At 67.4% G+C, this 17,818-nt stretch carries 13 protein-coding genes; 7 read left to right on the top strand and 6 right to left on the bottom strand.

Translation table 11 applies throughout. The features are described 5' to 3' along the window. Positions 1-128: 128 nt before the first annotated feature. On the bottom strand, positions 129-1,463 hold the full coding sequence (locus C1C97_RS08390; protein WP_121031179.1) for an SLC5/6 family protein: 1,335 nt from the start codon (positions 1,461-1,463) through the stop codon (positions 129-131). A gap of 215 nt (positions 1,464-1,678) precedes the next feature. Between C1C97_RS08390 and C1C97_RS08385 the strand changes: the two genes are divergently transcribed. Further along, entirely contained in the window at positions 1,679-2,110 is a 432-nt protein-coding gene (locus tag C1C97_RS08385) for a MarR family winged helix-turn-helix transcriptional regulator (RefSeq protein WP_012399356.1), read from the top strand. 48 nt (positions 2,111-2,158) lie between these two features. On the opposite strand, the gene C1C97_RS08380 is transcribed toward C1C97_RS08385, so the two are convergent. Continuing rightward, positions 2,159-3,916: an oleate hydratase gene (locus C1C97_RS08380; protein WP_012399357.1), complete on the bottom strand. Its 1,758-nt coding sequence runs from the start codon at positions 3,914-3,916 to the stop codon at positions 2,159-2,161. Between the two features lie 89 nt (positions 3,917-4,005). On the opposite strand from C1C97_RS08380, the gene C1C97_RS08375 reads away from it, so the two are divergent. Continuing rightward, positions 4,006-4,752 (top strand): TetR/AcrR family transcriptional regulator, encoded by a 747-nt coding sequence (locus C1C97_RS08375; protein ID WP_233542837.1) that lies wholly within the window; start codon positions 4,006-4,008, stop codon positions 4,750-4,752. A gap of 235 nt (positions 4,753-4,987) precedes the next feature. Here the strand turns inward: C1C97_RS08375 and C1C97_RS08370 are convergent, their stop codons facing one another. Next, on the bottom strand, positions 4,988-6,442 hold the full coding sequence (locus tag C1C97_RS08370; protein ID WP_121031175.1) for an amino acid permease: 1,455 nt from the start codon (positions 6,440-6,442) through the stop codon (positions 4,988-4,990). Next, positions 6,439-7,563, bottom strand: a complete 1,125-nt coding sequence (gene hutG, locus C1C97_RS08365) for a formimidoylglutamase (protein WP_121031172.1) — start codon at positions 7,561-7,563, stop codon at positions 6,439-6,441. Before hutG ends, C1C97_RS08370 begins: the two co-directional genes overlap by 4 nt. 234 nt (positions 7,564-7,797) lie before the next feature. On the opposite strand from hutG, the gene C1C97_RS08360 reads away from it, so the two are divergent. Continuing rightward, positions 7,798-8,583 carry an IclR family transcriptional regulator gene (locus C1C97_RS08360; protein WP_121031170.1) on the top strand — a complete coding sequence of 262 codons (786 nt, stop codon included), beginning with the start codon at positions 7,798-7,800 and terminating at the stop codon, positions 8,581-8,583. A 63-nt stretch (positions 8,584-8,646) separates the two neighbouring features. On the opposite strand, the gene C1C97_RS12185 is transcribed toward C1C97_RS08360, so the two are convergent. Both C1C97_RS12185 and C1C97_RS12180 read right to left on the bottom strand, forming a co-directional pair. After that, complete coding sequence (locus C1C97_RS12185; RefSeq protein WP_147406067.1) at positions 8,647-9,933, bottom strand: hypothetical protein; 1,287 nt, start codon at positions 9,931-9,933, stop codon at positions 8,647-8,649. A 498-nt stretch (positions 9,934-10,431) separates the two neighbouring features. Beyond that, positions 10,432-11,043: a hypothetical protein gene (locus C1C97_RS12180; RefSeq protein ID WP_147406066.1), complete on the bottom strand. Its 612-nt coding sequence runs from the start codon at positions 11,041-11,043 to the stop codon at positions 10,432-10,434. A gap of 427 nt (positions 11,044-11,470) precedes the next feature. On the opposite strand from C1C97_RS12180, the gene C1C97_RS08355 reads away from it, so the two are divergent. The 4 genes from C1C97_RS08355 (at position 11,471) to hutH (ending at position 17,602) form a co-directional block, all read left to right on the top strand. Next, positions 11,471-13,189 (top strand): urocanate hydratase, encoded by a 1,719-nt coding sequence (locus C1C97_RS08355; RefSeq protein ID WP_121031168.1) that lies wholly within the window; start codon positions 11,471-11,473, stop codon positions 13,187-13,189. Between the two features lie 170 nt (positions 13,190-13,359). Further along, positions 13,360-14,523 (top strand): imidazolonepropionase, encoded by a 1,164-nt coding sequence (gene hutI, locus C1C97_RS08350; protein ID WP_121031464.1) that lies wholly within the window; start codon positions 13,360-13,362, stop codon positions 14,521-14,523. A 113-nt stretch (positions 14,524-14,636) separates the two neighbouring features. After that, positions 14,637-15,956, top strand: coding sequence for a YjiH family protein (locus C1C97_RS08345; protein WP_121031166.1), 1,320 nt, complete (start codon positions 14,637-14,639; stop codon positions 15,954-15,956). Between the two features lie 83 nt (positions 15,957-16,039). Further along, positions 16,040-17,602, top strand: a complete 1,563-nt coding sequence (gene hutH, locus C1C97_RS08340) for a histidine ammonia-lyase (RefSeq protein ID WP_121031164.1) — start codon at positions 16,040-16,042, stop codon at positions 17,600-17,602. Positions 17,603-17,818 lie beyond the last annotated feature (216 nt).

The raw sequence follows: 17,818 nt of genomic DNA, 5'->3' as shown, positions 1-17,818 counted from the left end.
ACGGCCAATCTACACAGCGGGGCCGCACCGGACCCGGGGCGGGGGCCCGCAGCGGTCTGCACCACGGCACCGGCGGCGGGGCGCGGACCCGGCCCAGCGGCGTCGTCCTCCGGCAGTGACGTGGGGCGTCAGGAGACCAGGCCGTAGATGATGCCGCTCACGGCCACCAGACCGGCCACGGTGACGAACACGTTGGAGATCCTGCCGCGGTAGGGCTCCAGCGCCGGCAGCTTGCGGATCGCGTACATGGGCATGAGATAGAGGATCACGGCGATCACCGGCCCCGCGAGGGACTCGATGAGCGAGAGGATGCTGGGGTTCAGGATGGCCACGAGCCACGTGGTCACGAAGATGAACACGGCCACCGCGGTCTTCAGGGCCTTGTCGCTGACCTTCGTGCCCCGGGGATCCACGGTGGAGCGCACGATGCCCACGGCGCCCTCCGCCGCGCCCATGTAGTGGCCGAAGAAGGAGGACGCGATCGCGGCGAGCGCCACCGCCGGGCCCAGGTAGGCGATGAACGGGCTGCCGTGCTCGTTGGCCAGGTAGGACAGCACGGGCAGGTTCTGGTCCTTGGCGCCCTGCAGCCCGGTGGGGCCCAGCGCCAGCACGCAGGACCACACGAAACCCATGGTGAAGATGACCAGCAGCACGGTGCTGCGCTTGAGCACCACGGAGGCGCGGTCACTCGCGCGGTCCCCGTACTCGTGCTTCATGGCCACCGAGAACTGGGAGATGGCCGGGGAGTGGTTGAAGGCGAACACGAGCACCGGGATGATCATCCACACGGACATCAGGAAGTCACCGGCGGAGGGCACGCCCTGAAAGACACCGAGGTCCCAGCTGGGGATCAGGTACAGGGTCACGCCCAGCAGGATCAGGATCAGCGGGTACACCAGCCACTGGGTGATGATCAGCATGATCCGCTGACCGGCGAGCATGACCGCCATCAGCAGCGCCACCAGCAGACCGGAGAGCAGCCAGCGCGGCGGGGAGGCCACGTGCAGCTGGTTCACCAGCAGGCTGTCCACGGTGTTGGTGATGCCCACGCCGTAGATCAGCACGATGGGGTAGATGGCCAGGAAGTACACCACGGTGATCACGCGGCCCAGGCCCTCCCCGAAGGCCTTGCGGGCCACGCCGGTGATGTCCTCACCGGGAACGGGGGAGGCGCACACGAAGCGCGAGAGCGCCCGGTGGGACAGGTACGTCATGGGGCCGATCAGGATGGTGACGATCAGCAGCGGCCACAGTCCGCCGAGCCCCGCGTTGATGGGCAGGAACAGCACCCCCGCGCCCACGGCGGTGCCGAAGAGGGAGATCGCCCAGTTGGTCTCGAACCGGCGGTTGGCGTGGCCCGGGGCGGGGCTCCCCGAGTGGGGCCGCGCGGCGGTGGCGGTGGCGGTGGCGGCCGAGGATCCCCCGGCGGGCGTGGACGTGCGGTCGTGGTCGTGTTCCGGCACCGGGGTCTCCGTGCTGTTGGGGAAAGGGAAGAGCGGAAGGATGCGGACACCCTGTGAGCCGGGCCATGGTTATACGCGACTCGCCCCCGTTGTTCAACAACCCCGGCCGTGACGGGCGCGCCCCCTGACCCCCGCCCCGCGTGGTTGGCACGCCTTCAGTCCGCGCGCGCCCCGAGCGTCACCGCACGTCATCCCGGAAATGCGCCTCCCGTACCATGGTGGGCATGGATCCCGAGTTCCGCCTGGACACGCAGCTGTGCTTCGCGCTGTACACCGCCTCGCGCAAGGTGACCAGCGCGTACCGTGAACCTCTCAAGGCCATCGGGCTGACCTACCCGCAGTACCTGGTGATGCTTGTGCTATGGGAGCAGGACCACCGCTCGGTCCGCCAGCTGGGCGAGACCCTCGCCCTGGACAGCGGCACCCTCTCCCCACTCCTGCGCCGCGTGGAGGCGGCGGGCTTCGTGACCCGCCGCCGCAGCGAGCAGGACGAACGCTCCGTGGTCATCTCCCTCACGGACGCCGGGCGTGCCCTGCAGGAACCGGCCGCGGGGATGCAGCGCGAGCTGCTGGACGAGCTGGACATGTCCCCCAGGGACAGGAAGACCCTGCACAGGCTGGCCCAGAAGCTGTGCCACGTGCTGTGACGGCTTCCGGGTGCACCCGTGCAGGGTCCGCCCAGCGGGCGCTGAGGATCACAGCACGCCGTACTCCTCGAGCAGCTCGCCCACCTCGCCGTCCTCCAGCCGACGACGCAGCCGCTTGCGCAGCGGTTCCGGCCCGGGGATCCGGACCTTCTCGCCGTCCCGCAGCCGGGTGAGGCCCTCCAGCAGCACCCGCACGTCGTAGGTGCTGCCCCACGTCTCGGGAACGCCGCGCTCCACCCCCATGAGCTGGTACACGGCCTCCATGCCGGTGCGCACCGAGTACTCGGTGGTGAAGATGCAGTCGCGGCCGGTCTCGGCGAACTGGCCGATGAACGCGAAGTTGCGGGCACCCTCGGGCACCACCTGGGGGCGGTCGCCCGCGTGGCGGGGCATGAAGAAGCTGGTCACGTACGGCATCATCACGGGCACCGTCTTGGCGCCGGTGGCAGCGAGCTCCGGGATCTCCTCCACGGGAACGCCCATGTGGTAGAGCCACTCCTGGGTGATCTCCTCGCCCGTGCACTCGGCCATGGTCTTCTTCACGAAGTCGCCGGGGGTGTCCACGAACAGCGAGTAGACCCACACCACGATCTGGTCCTTCGGCTGCTTCTTGAAGTGCGGCTGGCGGTTCACGGTCCAGCTGAGCAGCCACGAGGAGTCCTCCGCCGTGACGATTCCGCCCGTGACCACGCGGCCGCTGAACGGGTCCCGCTGCGCGATCTTGCGGATGTACTCGGGAATCCGCTCGTCCAGGGTGGTGACGGTGGCGGACTCCCACTTGGTCTCGTCGATCGAGGAGCAGAACACCTCGGGGCGCCCGAAGGAGGGGTCCTTGGCGGCGATCCGCTTCCACAGGTCCCAGGCCGAGGCGGGGCCGCGGTCGAGCTCCGCGGGGGTGGCGTGGTCGCCGTCGTTGGAGTTGTCCACGAGGGAGCCGATGGTGGTGAACACGAGGTCGTGCTCACCGAGCTCCTGGGTCTCGGTGGCGCCCTCGCGCACCCAGTGGATCGCGGTGGCGCGGATCTCGCCGTTGCGGTGGGAGAAGTCGATGTCGCGGACGTCGGTGTCGTACTGGAAGGTGACGCCGCGCTCGGTGAGGTAGGAGATCAGGGGCAGCACGAAGGACTCGTACTGGTTGTACTTGGAGAACTTCAGCGCGGAGAAGTCCGGCAGCCCGCCGATGTGGTGCACGAAGCGGTGCAGGTAGAGCTTGAACTCCAGCGCGGAGTGCCACTCCTCGAACGCGAACATGGTGCGCCAGTACATCCAGAACGGGGAGGCCAGGAACTCCTTGCTCATCACGTCCTGGATCTTCTTGCCCTCCATCTCCTCGCGCGTGGCCAGGAAGATGTGCAGGAGGTCCTTCTGGGCGCGCTGCGGCAGGTCGAACTTGCCCTCGTGGCCCGCGTCCTGGCCCTGCTTCACGGTGGCGCGGCGCAGGGAGTAGTTGGGGTCGTCCCGGTTGAGCCACGCGAACTCGTCCAGCACGGACGCGCCCTCGATCTCCAGGGACGGCACGGAGCGCATCATGTCCCACAGGCACTCCATGTGGTTCTCGAGCTCACGCCCGCCGCGGATCACGAACCCCTTCTCGGGCACGTCCAGCCCATCCAGGGCACCGCCGGGCAGCCGGCCCTTCTCCACCACGGTCACGTTCTCGCCGGGCACGCCGGCGTCCCGGACCAGGAACACCGCCGCCGCGAGTCCGGCGAGACCGGATCCCACGATCCACGCACGGGTGTCCTGTGCGTGCTCCGCCGGGCGGGGCCGCATGAAGGCCTCGTAGTTGCCTGCTGTGAACTGCATGTCGTTCCTCCTTCCGCGGGGGCGTCACCTTGGCGCTCCCTGCGTTCATAATTGAGCCTACTCAATTTTGAGTGCAATACAATTAGCTGGTGGAGAAAATTCAGAACCCAGCGCCTCGCCGCAGGGCACACCCCCTGGAGCACGTGGCCTCCCGCGTGAGCCCGCGCGGTCCCGGGCGCCGCGAGATCGCCAAGGCGCAGAAGCGCGCCCGCATCCTGGCCGCCGCCCGCTCGCTCATGAGCGAGAAGGGCTACGCGCAGATGTCCATGAGCGAGGTCGCCTCCCGCGCGGACGTGGCCGCGGGCACCGTGTTCCAGTACGCCGCCACCAAGGCGGAGCTGCTGATGATGGTCACCGAGAACATCTGGGCGGACCACGTCAACGACATCCTGGACGCCACCCCCGACCCCGGCCACCGCTCCCCCGCTGCGGTGGTGGACGCCATCATGGACTCACTCGCCCCGGTCTTCGACATGGCCGTGCACTGGCCGGAGACCACCGTGTGGATCGCACGCGAGATTCTCTTCGGCGAGGACCTCCCTCACCGCCGCGAGGTGCTGGTGCTGGTGGAGAAGCTCGAGAACCACATCGCGCGGATGCTCGCGGGCTGCCGTTCCGCCGCGCACGCCGGCACTACACCTCTGGACGTGGGCGCACGGATGATCGTGACCAGCGGGCTCGCGGAGCTCAACCGCGCCCGCCAGGGCCGCGCCGAGCTGCGCCTGGTGCTCGAGCGAATGCGGGAGATCGTCGCCCTCGTGGCCGCGGGCGTGGACAGTGCACTTCCTCCCGCGCACGACGCCGCTGTCCCCGCGTCCCCGGCGACCGCCCGGTAGCCCGCCGGGGCACCACGCCGCTGCGCCCCCGCCTCTTGGCAACCCCGGGCCGCCCATCCGGGAATCACGGAGCGGCGCCAGCACGCCATGGGCAGGGCCGCCCGGCGTCAGCGGGGACGAACCCGTGACCTGCGCAGCGCGTGACGGAGCGCGCGGACCCGGCCGCGCGGCGTCGTCGTCCGGGCATGGGAAAGCCCCGGCTCGCGAACGGGCCGGGGCTCTCAGCAGGCGGGGATCAGCTGCGGGGCAGGGTGATCAGCGCGGTGTGGTCGTCCAGCGGCGGGCGGTGGCGGCCGCTGCCCCGGACGAACAGCGCGTAGCCCACGCCCAGGAGCACGAGCCACACGACGCCCACGATCAGCGCCACGCGGGTGTCCGGGAACCAGCCGAGCAGCACGATCACGAACAGGATGCCGGCGGTCGCGGCCCACGAGGCCACGGGCCAGAACGGGACCTTGAACTCGGACTCGGGGCGGTTCTTGCGCTCGATCTCCCGCCTCATGGCGATGTGCGAGAGCAGGATCATGAGCCACACCCACACGGTGGCGAACGTGGCGATCGAGGCGATGATGAGGAACACGTCCTCGGGGATCACAGCGTTGAGAACCGCGCCGATGCCCAGGGCGATGCCCATGACCACCACGGTGAGCCACGGGACGCCGTTGCGGGAGACCTTGGTGAAGGCCCGGGGCGCCTGGCCCTGCTCCGCGAGGCCGAAGAGCATGCGGCCCGCGCCGAAGGTGTCGGCGTTGATCGCGGAGATGGCGGCGACGATGACCACCACGTTGAGGATTGATGCCGCAGCGGGAATACCCAGGGCGGAGAAGATCTGCACGAACGGGCTGGCCTCGCCGGTGATCTCGGTCCACGGCACCAGGGACATCAGCACCACCATGGTGCCCACGTAGAACAGCAGGATGCGGGCGGGCACGGCGTTGACGGCCTTGGGGATGGAGCGGGCCGGATCACCGGCCTCGCCCGCGGTGATGCCGATGGTCTCGATGCCGCCGAACGCGAAGACCACCACGGACAGTGCGGCCAGCAGGCCACCCACGCCGTTGGGCAGGAAGCCGCCGTGGTCCACCAGGTTCTGCACGCCCACGGGCTCGCCGGGGGCGTAGGAGACGCCGATCACCATGAGCACGATGCCGCCCACGATCATCGCCAGGATGGCACCCACCTTGATGATGGTCAGCCAGAACTCGAGCTCACCGAAGATCTTCACGTTGCGCGTGTTGATGGCGGCGATGAACAGGATCACGGCGGCCACCCAGATCCAGCGGGGCGTGTCCGGGAACCAGAAGCCCATGTACACGCCGAACGCGGTGACGTCCGCGATGGCCACCACGATCATCTCGAACACGAACGTCCAGCCCGTGACGAAGCCCGCGAACGGGCCCAGGTAGCGCGCGGCGTACTGGCCGAACGAACCGGGGACGGGGTGGCGCACGGCCATCTCGCCCAGGGCGCGCATGACCATGTAGACCACCGCTCCGGCGATCAGGTACGCGAGGATCACCGACGGGCCGGCCGCCTGGATGGCGGTGGCCGAGCCGTAGAACAGCCCGGTTCCGATCGCCGAGCCCAGCGCGATGAACTGGATGTGGCGCATGCTCAGCCCGCGGGACAGGGTGTGGTTCTCCTGCGGGGACCCCTGTGGAGCGGGTTGCTGCGGGGTGGAACTGCTCATCGGTGATCTCCCGTGGTGTTCCCGGCGAGGCCGGTGGGTGGGGTCGGTGCGGGGCGGGCGGTTGATGCGGTGGTCGCCGCCCCGGGGGACGACGTCGCGGCGGCGCCTCCCGCGTGCGGGGACGTGCCCGCGGAGGCCGGGCGCGGTGTCGTCGTGCTCAGGGCATCGTGGGCCAGGGTGGTGATGAGGCGGGCGGCGGCGCGGGCGGTGCGGCCGTCCACGTCCATCCGCGGCAGCAGCTCCACCACGTCCACCAGGACCAGTTTGCCGCTGCGGGCCACGCGGTGGCACACGGCCTGGATGGTCTCCAGGGGAACACCGTATCCGGCCGGGGCGCTCACGCCGGGCGCCACGGCGGCGGGCAGGACGTCCAGGTCGATGCTCAGGTGGATGGCGTCCACACGCTCGACGAGGCGGTCCACGACCTCCAGGACGGCGTCGAGGTGGCGGGGCTGGCACTGCTCGTCCGTGAGGAACTCGACGCCCAGTTCGTCCGCGGTGCGGAACAGGACGCCGGTGTTGTTGGGCTCGCTGATGCCCAGCACGGTGTAGTCGAACGTGCGGCCCGCCTCCTGGTCCGCGCGGGCCATCTGCAGGAACGGGGTGCCGGAGGAGGGCTCGTCCGCCTGGCGCAGGTCGAAGTGCGCGTCCAGGTTCAGCACACCCACGCGCTGGCCCTGCAACCGGTTGCAACGGGTGCGGCCCAGGTAGCTGCCCCATGCGGTGTCGTGCCCGCCGCCCAGGACGACCACGGGGTTGCCGGTGTCCAGGAGGCGTGCGACCTGGTGCCCCAGGGTGTCCTGACCGTCCTCCAGGTCGCGGTCCGGGACCACCACGGTGCCGGCGTCGTGGATGCCGAACCCGGCATGCATTGCCAGCGGGGCGAGGGCACCGCGCAGGGCGTCCGGGCCCTCGGAGGCACCCACGCGGCCCTTGTTGCGGCGCACGCCCTCGTCGCAGGAGAAGCCGATGAGCTCGACGGCGGGGCCCTCGGTGGCGCTGCCCTGGTCGCCTGATTCTGGGCGCACCTTCTGGTGCCAGCGCAGGTGCTCGGGGGTGCCCCCGTCCGTTCGTCCACTCCAGACGGAGTCGTCCGGTGGAATGATCCGGGTGGGATTCATGGAACGCCCTTTCCTGCGGTGCCTGCCCCCAGCGTGGCACGGTGCCGGGCGCCCGCGAGTGTGATCTGAATTACGCTGCCCCCAGCCAATCCCACCACGGGGCACGGCGACGAGGGCGCACACCAGATATCGTCTGGTATTCCAGACACGCAGATCGTACGACACACCGGACCGGGGGCACGCGCGGTGGCCGCGCGGCGTCGTCGCCCACCGCTGCTCAACGGAGGAGATGCCATGCCGGGAGCCAAGGTGCCTGCCGCGCAGAACACGCTGCGGATCCTGCGGTTCCTGGCGTCGCGGAAAGGGCCGGTGGCGGCGTCGTCGATTGCGACGGCGCTGGAGCTGCCGCGGTCCAGCGTGTACCACCTGCTGGCGGTGATGACCGAGCAGGGGTTCGTGGTGCACCTGCCCGAGGAGCGGCTGTACGGGCTGGGGATCGCGGCGTTCGAGCTGTCCTCGGCGTACACGCGGCAGGACCCCATGGCGCGGCTGGGTGAGCCGCTGCTGCGCGCGCTCGTGGACGCGGTGGGCGAGAACGCTCACCTGGCGGTGATGCACGGGCGGGACGTGGTCTACGTGGTGGAGGAGCGGGCGCCGTACAAGCCGTCGCTGGTGACGAACGTGGGGGTGCGCATCCCGGCGCACCTCACGGCGAGCGGACGGTCGATGCTGGCCGGGCTGCCCGCGGCGCAGGTGCGGGCGCTGTACCCGGACCGGGACTCGTTTGCGTCGCGCTGGGAGAGCACGGCGATCACGACGCCGGGTCAGCTGCGGGCCGAGCTTTCACGGACCCGGGAGCGCGGCTGGGCCGTGGAGGAGGGGGACGTGACGCCGAACTTCGCGTCCGTGGCGGTCGCGGCGCACGACCACCGGGGACTGCCGGTCGCGGGGGTGGCGCTCACGTTCCTGGGGCACAAGATCGACAACGAGCGGCGGACGGAGCTGGTGGGGCACGTGCGACGGACGGCGGCGGCATTGACGCGGAGGTTGCACGGGGCGGCGCCGGGGCCAGGGGGATGAATAGCAAAGAAGTCTGGTGACTCGACACGCTACCAGTAAAGTTTATTGACGCAGATTTGGCAATTAGCATACAGAATTATCGATTTCAGCGTAAACGAATGGCGATTGATTTTTAATATTTTTTAAGCGATTTTTCGCCACTTGGCTAATGATACAATAATCATCTTCAGATACAACTTCACTCACTTCAAATGCTACTCGTCGATTTCCATCTCCATCCACTGGTTCATATACAGTAAACGCCCCTGGCTTGATGACTTTGTATACCTTTTGGACTTCACCTCGATGCGCCGCAACAAGATACTTGACGGTATTCGCTTTTTTTAGGTCCACACGCCAATATTTGCGCGTTGCCTCTTTCCATTCTTCATCGGTCAATGACGGGTCCGTATGCCATCCGATGCGCCTTACTTCGTCTTGACGTCTTACGCCGTCAACATCTGAATGGCGAGGCTTTCCCACACGCACCACCATAATTAAACCCGCATTTTTTTCAGCCTTAAGAATTGATTGCGGTCGCCACACGTTCGAGTCAATCGAAATAGATTGAAGTTCATTCGTGGATGCGGGTTCGCTGATTGACGCAAACCCGTCATCTATTTTAATTGGTTTGCGCTTGGGATAATAGTATTTAATTATGTTCTCAATTTTACCGAACACGTCATCTTGAGAATTTCCCAACTCCGGGCACCCACCTAGACACCGAAGGGGCCACGCTGAACTCACCCATTCGGAACTATTCTGGAGTGACTTTACGCGCTCAGCAGAAATCAACAGTATGGAAGTCTCCCAGGCCTGCGTGTGACGCTTACAGGCAGTTGTCAGCTCTTCGTGAGGATCTCCGTGTTTAAGGTAAAACGCATAAAAAGGCGCTGCGTGCAACCGCTGAGCCGCCGATTCAAGCTGTCTTATTTGTTTCGATTTTGCGAAACCCGCCAAACTTTGATTATTTACGTTAATGCGTTTTGCTTGAACGAGCATCCGCACAGCCTTGTTTTTTTGCCGGACTTCCAGCACCCAATCAGCGCCCACCCCAGCCTGTTTACCTTTGTATCCCCCCTCTTCACGGCGAGTTAACTGCTTGACGCGAGCCGGGTAATCTGATTGCTCGAAATCATCGCCCCAGCTTTTGCATGTATCAGCACAGCTCTGCCCTTGGGCAGGACACACCGCATCTACACGATATTCGCCGCCAGCCATTTCGTTAACAAGTAGGTCTGTTATAGTTTCTTCTTGTAGCCCACTTTCACCACAAGTCAGCTGGTTTAAACGGTGATAATTTAATGGGGCCCTCAAGAACGCGCCGGTTAAATCGCTAAAAATATCCGCAATGGGTAGATTTGCGTCCATGGATTTCTCTGCCTCTTTTCTATATTCAACTCATAGATTAGTCTTCATCTTCAGCAAATCGAGTGAAGTTGGCCAGTTTTACCTGCATTAGATTCTTGCTGTTTTTTGAAACTACCCTCTCCCATCACGCACGTTTTCACGAGGCCTCGCGCACCTGGATCGACCCGTGTGGACTCACGAGAATGACCTTGTCCGCACTCAGGCTATCTACATACAATTCCCCCGGGCATATGCAGCTGGTACCCCAGTTTCAGCAGGTAGTGGATCCGGCGTGTGGACCACTTTTGCCCTATTTACAGAGGCCCAATGTGCCCGAAGATCTCGGCGGTGACCTGCGTCCGCAGAGCCCAGGCCCACCGGCGCGATAATGCAATCCTGCTCCACATTCATGCACGGTAACAGACCACCCGCGCCTATATTCCCATGTTCCCCTAGGTCCACTGGAGATCCAGTCTGCTCACTGGTGCTTGCCGGGTATTTAAACATGGAATCCCTCCCTTAAACTAGACGCACCTTGGGGGGATGTGTACCCCCACCAGCAATAACGGCGAGAAGTGTAACAATCCAGTAAGCGGCAGCGAAGATTATCTGCGCACCAGGGAGCAATAGCACATCCAGACTTCGGGGGGCTTCTTTCCGGTGATCGTAAATACTCTTGGCAACAACGGCGATAGCTAAAATCCATAAGAATGCGGGGGTAAACTGTGTGATTACTAGTGCGCAAATCCACCAGTTAAATGCGGGTGGCGAGGGGATCTGAAATTTATGCGTTAAAGTAGCCGTGGCCCCTATACTCAGAGCAAGGGCCAGTCCAGCAAGAATGTTGGCGAGGGCTGGTCGGTCCGCGAAGTAGCTGTACCCAGACCAGACCCAATCATGCGGAATTCCAAGAGCGCCCAAGCAACGGTAGATAGTTCCCAGCGGCGTGCCCGCCATGCCAATAGCTTTAGCGTCTTGTGCGTCGCTGGATGTAATTTTTGGGTCAGCAGCCCCCGTCCACGTCACTATGACTATGGAGCCAATAACGGACACGAACAGTTGCCACAAAAGTCTCGGAGGAATTACATCAACCGCTTTTGCGACAATTTTGTCCGCAATGCTACCAAACATTCCAACTCTCCTTGATGGTATACCGATTTTTAGACTCGGGTGGGGTCTGCAGAAATAGGAGTCTTTTCCTAACTATTGCCCAGCGCCGTCCAGACATTCAAAAGGGTAGTGCATCTCATACTGCTCGAAGCGACCGTCCAGATCTTTAGCGCGAGCAAGAAATTTCTCGGCGATACGGAAGCGTGGCCGTTACTGCGAATGTTCCTAACATGCCACACAGCAACACTAAGTTGCAACTGTAAACTTTCTTGCCCCATGGCGTCGCTCCTACGCAAGACAGAGCCGCGAATGGGCCGCCTCTGTCTGGCATCCCAGACACAACCCCCTCCAAAACCCGTGACCCCCGTCACCGCCCGTGGTCCCATGGACTCATTCCCCGTCCGCGACCTCACGCGCCCCGGACCGACCCGCACCAGGAGGACCACTCATGGCACTGCCCAACGCCCGCCCCGTCCGCGCACCCCGCGGCACCGAGATCAGCGCCAAGAGCTGGCAGACCGAAGCGCCCATGCGCATGCTCATGAACAACCTGGACCCGGAGGTCGCCGAGCGTCCGGACGACCTGGTGGTCTACGGCGGCACCGGCCGTGCGGCCCGCAGCTGGGAGGCGTTCGACGCCATCGTCAAGACCCTCAAGGAGCTCGAGGAGGACGAGACGCTGCTGGTGCAGTCCGGCAAGCCCGTGGGCGTGCTGCGCACCAACAAGTGGGCCCCGCGCGTGCTGATCGCCAACTCCAACCTGGTGGGCGACTGGGCCACGTGGCCCGAGTTCCGCAAGCTCGAGGACGAGGGCCTCATGATGTACGGCCAGATGACCGCCGGGTCCTGGATCTACATCGCCACGCAGGGCATCCTGCAGGGCACCTACGAGACCTTCTACGCCGTCGCCCGCAAGATGCACGAGGAAGGCCGCATCCCCGAGCCCACCCTGGCCGGCACCCTGACCATCACCGGCGGCTGCGGCGGCATGGGCGGCGCCCAGCCGCTCGCCGTGACGCTGAACGGCGGCGCCTGCCTCGTCGTCGACGTGGACGAGACGCGCCTCAAGCGCCGCCAGTCCAAGCGCTACCTGGACGAGGTGGAGACGGACCTGGACACCGCCCTCGCCAAGGTCATGGCGGCCAAGAACGAGCACCGGGCGCTGTCCGTGGGGTACGTGGGCAATGCCGCGGACGTGTTCCCGGAGCTGCTGCGCCGCCACCGCGCGGGCGAGATCTCCGTGGACGTCGTGACCGACCAGACCTCCGCGCACGATCCCCTGTCCTACCTGCCCACCGAGTTCACCGTGGAGCAGTGGGACGCCGAGGCCAAGGCCGATCCCATCGGCTTCACCAAGAAGGCCCAGGAAGCCATGGCTGCCCAGGTCCAGGCGATGGTCGAGTTCCAGGACGAGGGCGCCGAGGTCTTCGACTACGGCAACTCCATCCGCGACGAGGCCCGCCACGCCGGCTACACCCGCGCGTTCGAGTTCCCGGGCTTCGTCCCGGCGTACATCCGCCCGCTGTTCTGCGAGGGCCTCGGCCCCTTCCGCTGGGTGGCGCTCTCCGGCGACCCCAAAGACATCGAGGTCACGGACAACGCCATCAAGGAGCTCTTCCCGGACAACAAGCACCTGCACGAGTGGATCGACGCCGCGCAGGAGCACGTGGAGTTCGAGGGCCTGCCCGCGCGCATCTGCTGGCTGGGCTACGGCGAGCGCCACAAGGCCGGACTGCTCTTCAACCAGCTCGTGGCCGAGGGCAAGGTCTCCGCGCCCATCGTGATTGGCCGCGACCACCTGGACTCCGGTTCGGTGGCCTCGCCCTACCGCGAGACCGAGTCCATGAAGGACGGTTCGGACGCGATCGCGGACTGGCCGCTGCTCAATGCGCTCACCGCCGCGTCCTCCGGCGCCACCTGGGTCTCCATCCACCACGGCGGCGGCGTGGGCATCGGCCGATCCATCCACGCGGGCCAGGTCTCGGTGGCGGACGGCACCGATCTCGCGGCCGAGAAGCTCGAGCGCCTGCTCACCAACGACCCCGGCATGGGCGTGATCCGCCACGCGGACGCCGGCTACGAGCGCGCCATCCAGGTGGCGGACGAGCGCGGCGTCAACATCCCCATGCACAACGACCTCGCGGCCACCCGCCAGGCGGACCAGTGAGCGGGCGCCCCACCTCCCCCGCCGGGGACGACGACGCCGCACGCGGCCACCGCACCGAGTCTCACCCGGGTGCCGCCTCCTCGGGGACGGCACCGGGGGTGACCAGAGACGCAGCCCAGCCCGGCGCGCGGTCGCACCGGGCGGCGTCGTCCGCCGGCGGCTCCGAGCTCATCACCGGCATCGGCGAGTTGCACACCGTGGACCCCGCGCGGGGCGAGGACTCCGTGCTCAGGGACGCGGCCGTCGTCGTCGAGAACGGGCTGATCGCGTGGGTGGGCCGCGCCTCCAAGGCACCCGCGGCGGACCGTGCCGTGGACGTCGAGGGACGCGCGGCGCTGCCCGGCTGGGTGGACTCGCACACGCACCTGGTGTTCGCCGGGGATCGCGGTGAGGAGTTCGCCGCACGTATGGCCGGTGAGGCATACGCGGCGGGCGGCATCGGCGTGACGACGAACGCCACCCGGGAGGCCAGTGACGAGACCCTGCGCGGGCTCGTGGCCGGGCGCGTGCGGGATGCCGTGGCCGGTGGCACCACCTATCTGGAGACCAAGACGGGCTACGGCCTGGACGTGGAGCAGGAGCTGCGCGCCGCGAAGATCGCCACGGACGCCGCGGATGAGGTCACGTTCCTGGGTGCCCACCTGGTGCCCGAGGGTGTGGACGCGGACGAGTACGTGGAGACGGTGTGCGGGCCCATGCTCGAGGCCGTGACCCCGTACGTGCAGTGGGCGGACGTGTTCTGCGAGCGCGGGGCGTTCAACCCCGAGCAGTCGCGCCGCGTGCTCGAGGCCTGCCGGGATGCGGGGCTCGGGCTGCGGGTGCACGGCAACCAGATCGGCCCCGGTGAGGGTGTGTCCCTGGCCGTGGAGCTGGGGGCGGCGTCCGTGGACCACTGCAACTTCCTCTCGGACAAGGACGTGGCGGCGCTGGCCGGCTCGGACACCGTGGCCACCGTGCTGCCGGCGTGCGACCTCTCCACCCGTGCCCCGCTGGCCCCGGCCCGGGGCCTGCTGGACGCGGGCGCCACCGTGGCGATCGCGTCCAACTGCAACCCCGGCACCAGCTACACCACGTCCATGAACTTCTGCGTGGCCACCGCGGTGCTGCAGATGAAGCTCACGGTGGACGAGGCCATCCGTGCGGCCACGCTCGGCGGCGCACAGGCGCTGCGTCGTGACGTCTCCACCCCGGACCGCCCCGCCGTGGGCCACCTCGCGGTGGGGACGCGCGCGGACCTGCACGTGCTGGACGCCCCGCAGGCCGTCCACCTGGCCTACCGCCCCGGCATGCCCCTCACGTGGGGCGTGTGGCGGGCGGGCCGCCGGGAGATCTGAGCCGGAGGCCCTGCAGCGTTCTGCGGGGCCTCCCGGATCGAACCCCGCCCGGCACTGCCGCACCCCGCGGCACACGACCATCACCCACGATTCACCCGTCACGAGGATGTGAAATGAGCACACTCCAGGAACCCGCGCGCACCAACCGCGCCGATGTGCTGCGCTTCGTGCTCTACAGCGCCATCGGCATCTTCATGTTCTTCGTGCCCGTCACCATCGGCGGCAAGAGCACCATCCCCTTGGACCACATCGTCACGTGGCTCCGGGAGAACGTGGGTGCCGCCGTGCCCTATTACGCGCTGGCGGTGATTCTCGCCGGGACGGTGTTCCCGTTCGTCACGGGCTCCTGGCGGGCCTCCCCTGTGAAGATGGTGTTCGCACTCCTGAACATCCTGGGTCTGGTGGTCGGCTGCGCCCTGGTCTTCGGCGTGGGCCCGGACTGGCTCATGGCCAAGGACATGGGCCCGTTCCTCTTCAACTCCCTGGTGATCCCGGTGGGGCTGATCGTGCCCATCGGGGCCGTGTTCCTGGCCCTGCTCATCGGGTACGGACTCATGGAGTTCATCGGGGTGTTCCTGCAGCCGGTCATGCGTCCGGTGTGGCGCACCCCGGGCCGTTCGGCCATCGACGCCGTGGCGTCCTTCGTGGGCAGCTACTCCCTGGCACTCCTGCTCACCGACCGCGTCTACCGGGAGGGCCGCTACACGGCGCGGGAAGCGGCCATCATTGCCACGGGCTTCTCCACGGTGTCCGCGAGCTTCATGGTGATCGTGGCCAAGGCCCTGGACCTCATGGACCACTGGCTGCTCTACTTCTGGCTGGCCCTGGTGGTCACCTTCCTGGTCACCGCCATCACCGTGCGGATCCCGCCGCTGAGCCGCATCCCGGACGACCCCTACCCCGGCGTGGAGCACCAGCCGGAGAAGCTGGTCACCGGCCTTCGCTTCCACCACGCGTGGGCCGAGGCACGCGGGGCCCTGCACACCGCCCCCAGCCTGGGCCGCAACGTGTGGGACAACCTCCGGGACGGCCTGCGCATGGCCATGTCCATCCTCCCGTCGATCCTCTCGATCGGTCTGCTCGGACTGGTGCTGGCCCGCTACACCCCGATCTTCGACTGGCTGGGGTACCTCTTCGTGCCGTTCGCGTGGATCGTGGGCCTGCCGGAGCCCCTGCTTGCGGGTAAGGCCTCGGCAACGGGCATCGCGGAGATGTTCCTCCCCGCCACCCTGGTGGCCGGGCAGGACTCGCTCGTCCTGCGCCTGGTGATCGCGATTGTCTGCGTCTCCGCGATCATCTTCTTCTCCGCTCTCGTGCCGTCCATCCTGGCCACCGAGATCCCGGTCTCCATCCGCTCGCTGGTGGTCATCTGGTTCGAGCGCGTGGCGCTCACCATCCTCATCGCCACCCCGCTGGTGCGGCTGCTCACCTAGCGCGCAGCGCCCGCGGCGCACGTGCACTGCACCGCCCTGACACACTTCTCCCGAACCACTCCCGACCGGAAGGACCCCTCCCCATGACTCTCTTCGACACCGACCTCCCCACCACCGTGCAGCTGGGATCCTCCGGCGTCACGGTGGGTGACGTGATCGCCGTCGCCCGCCACGACGCCGGCGTGGAGCTGACCGGGGAAGCCCGCGAGCACGTCGCCAAGGTGCGCCGCCACATCGACGAGCTGGCGGCGTCGGACGTGCCCGCGTACGGGATCTCCACCGGCTTCGGCGCGCTGGCCAACAAGCACATCCCCCTGGAGAAGCGCACCCGGCTGCAGAAGTCCCTGGTGCGCTCCCACGCCGCGGGCACCGGGCCCACCGTGGAGCGGGAGGTGGTGCGGGCGCTGATGTTCCTGCGCGCCAAGACCCTGGCCTCTGGGCACACCGGCATCCGCGTGGAGACCCTGGAGACCATGCTCGCCGTGCTCAACGCGGGCATCACCCCGGTGGTGCACGAGTTCGGCTCGCTGGGCTGCTCGGGTGACCTGGCCCCGCTCGCCCACTGTGCGCTCGTGCTCATGGGCGAGGGCCGCGCCGTCGGGCCCGACGGCACCGAGCGCCCCGTCCCCGAGCTTCTCGCCGAGGCCGGCATCCAGCCCGTGACCCTGGCCGAGAAGGAGGGCCTGGCGCTCATCAACGGCACGGACGGCATGCTCGGCCAGCTCATCATGGCGCTGGCGGACCTGCAGAATCTGCTCACCGCCGCGGACATCACCGCCGCGTTCTCCGTGGAGGGCCTGCTGGGCACGGACCGGGTGTTCGTCCCCGAGCTGCACGAGCCGCTGCGCCCCCACCCGGGCCAGAAGTATGCCGCGGCGAACATGCTCAAGGTGCTGGAGGGCTCGGGCATCGTGGCCTCCCACCGCGTGGGCGACGACCGTGTGCAGGACGCCTACTCCCTGCGCTGCGCCCCCCAGGTGGCGGGCGGCAGCCGGGACACCGCGGCGTACGCCCTGAACGTCGCGCAGCAGGAGCTCGCCGCGGCCGTGGACAACCCCGTGGTGCTGGACGACGGCACCGTGAGCTCCAACGGCAACTTCCACGGCGCCCCCGTGGCCTACGTGCTGGACTTCCTGGCCATCCCCATCGCGGACCTCGCATCCATGTCCGAGCGCCGCACGGACCGCATGCTGGACCCGGCCCGCTCCCACGGCCTGCCCCCTTTCCTCGCGGAGGACCCGGGCACGGACTCCGGGCTGATGATCGCCCAGTACACCCAGGCCGGGCTGGTCTCGGACATGAAGCGCCTGGCCGCGCCCGCCTCCGTGGACTCCATCCCCAGCTCGGCCATGCAGGAGGACCACGTGTCCATGGGCTGGCACGCCGCGCGCAAGCTGCGCCAGTCCGTGCTGAACCTGCGCCGGGTGCTCGCCATCGAGCTGCTCACCTCCACCCGCGCAATCGCCCTGCGCGCGCCCCTGGAACCGGGCGCGGCGGCGTCGGCCGTCATCAAGGACCTGGACGGCCGCGTGGGTGCCCCCGGCGCGGACCGCTTCATGGCCCCGGAGATCGAGGCGGCGGAGGAGTACGTAGCCTCGGGCCGCCTGGTGCGCACGGTCGAGTCCGCGGTGGGTCCGCTGAACTGACCGGCTCGCGCGGGGGCGGGGCACGACGTCGCCCGCGTGCCTGCCCCGCGCGCGGCGGGTACGCGGGGTGCGGGACGCCGCGTCCGAGGAGAGGTTCTGCCCCTGAACATCGCGTTGTCGGGGGCAGAACCTCTCCCTGTACGTCGGGCCGCCCACGGGGCAGCGCTCGGACCTGTCCCCGCCGCAGTCCGAGTTATATCGTGGCTCACACGCGCG

Source organism: Kocuria tytonis, assembly GCF_003226895.2.
In the GTDB taxonomy this organism is placed as follows: Bacteria; Actinomycetota; Actinomycetes; order Actinomycetales; family Micrococcaceae; genus Kocuria; species Kocuria tytonis.
Note: the sequence above shows the minus strand (reverse complement) of the source record. Positions and strands in the feature narration are given on the sequence as shown.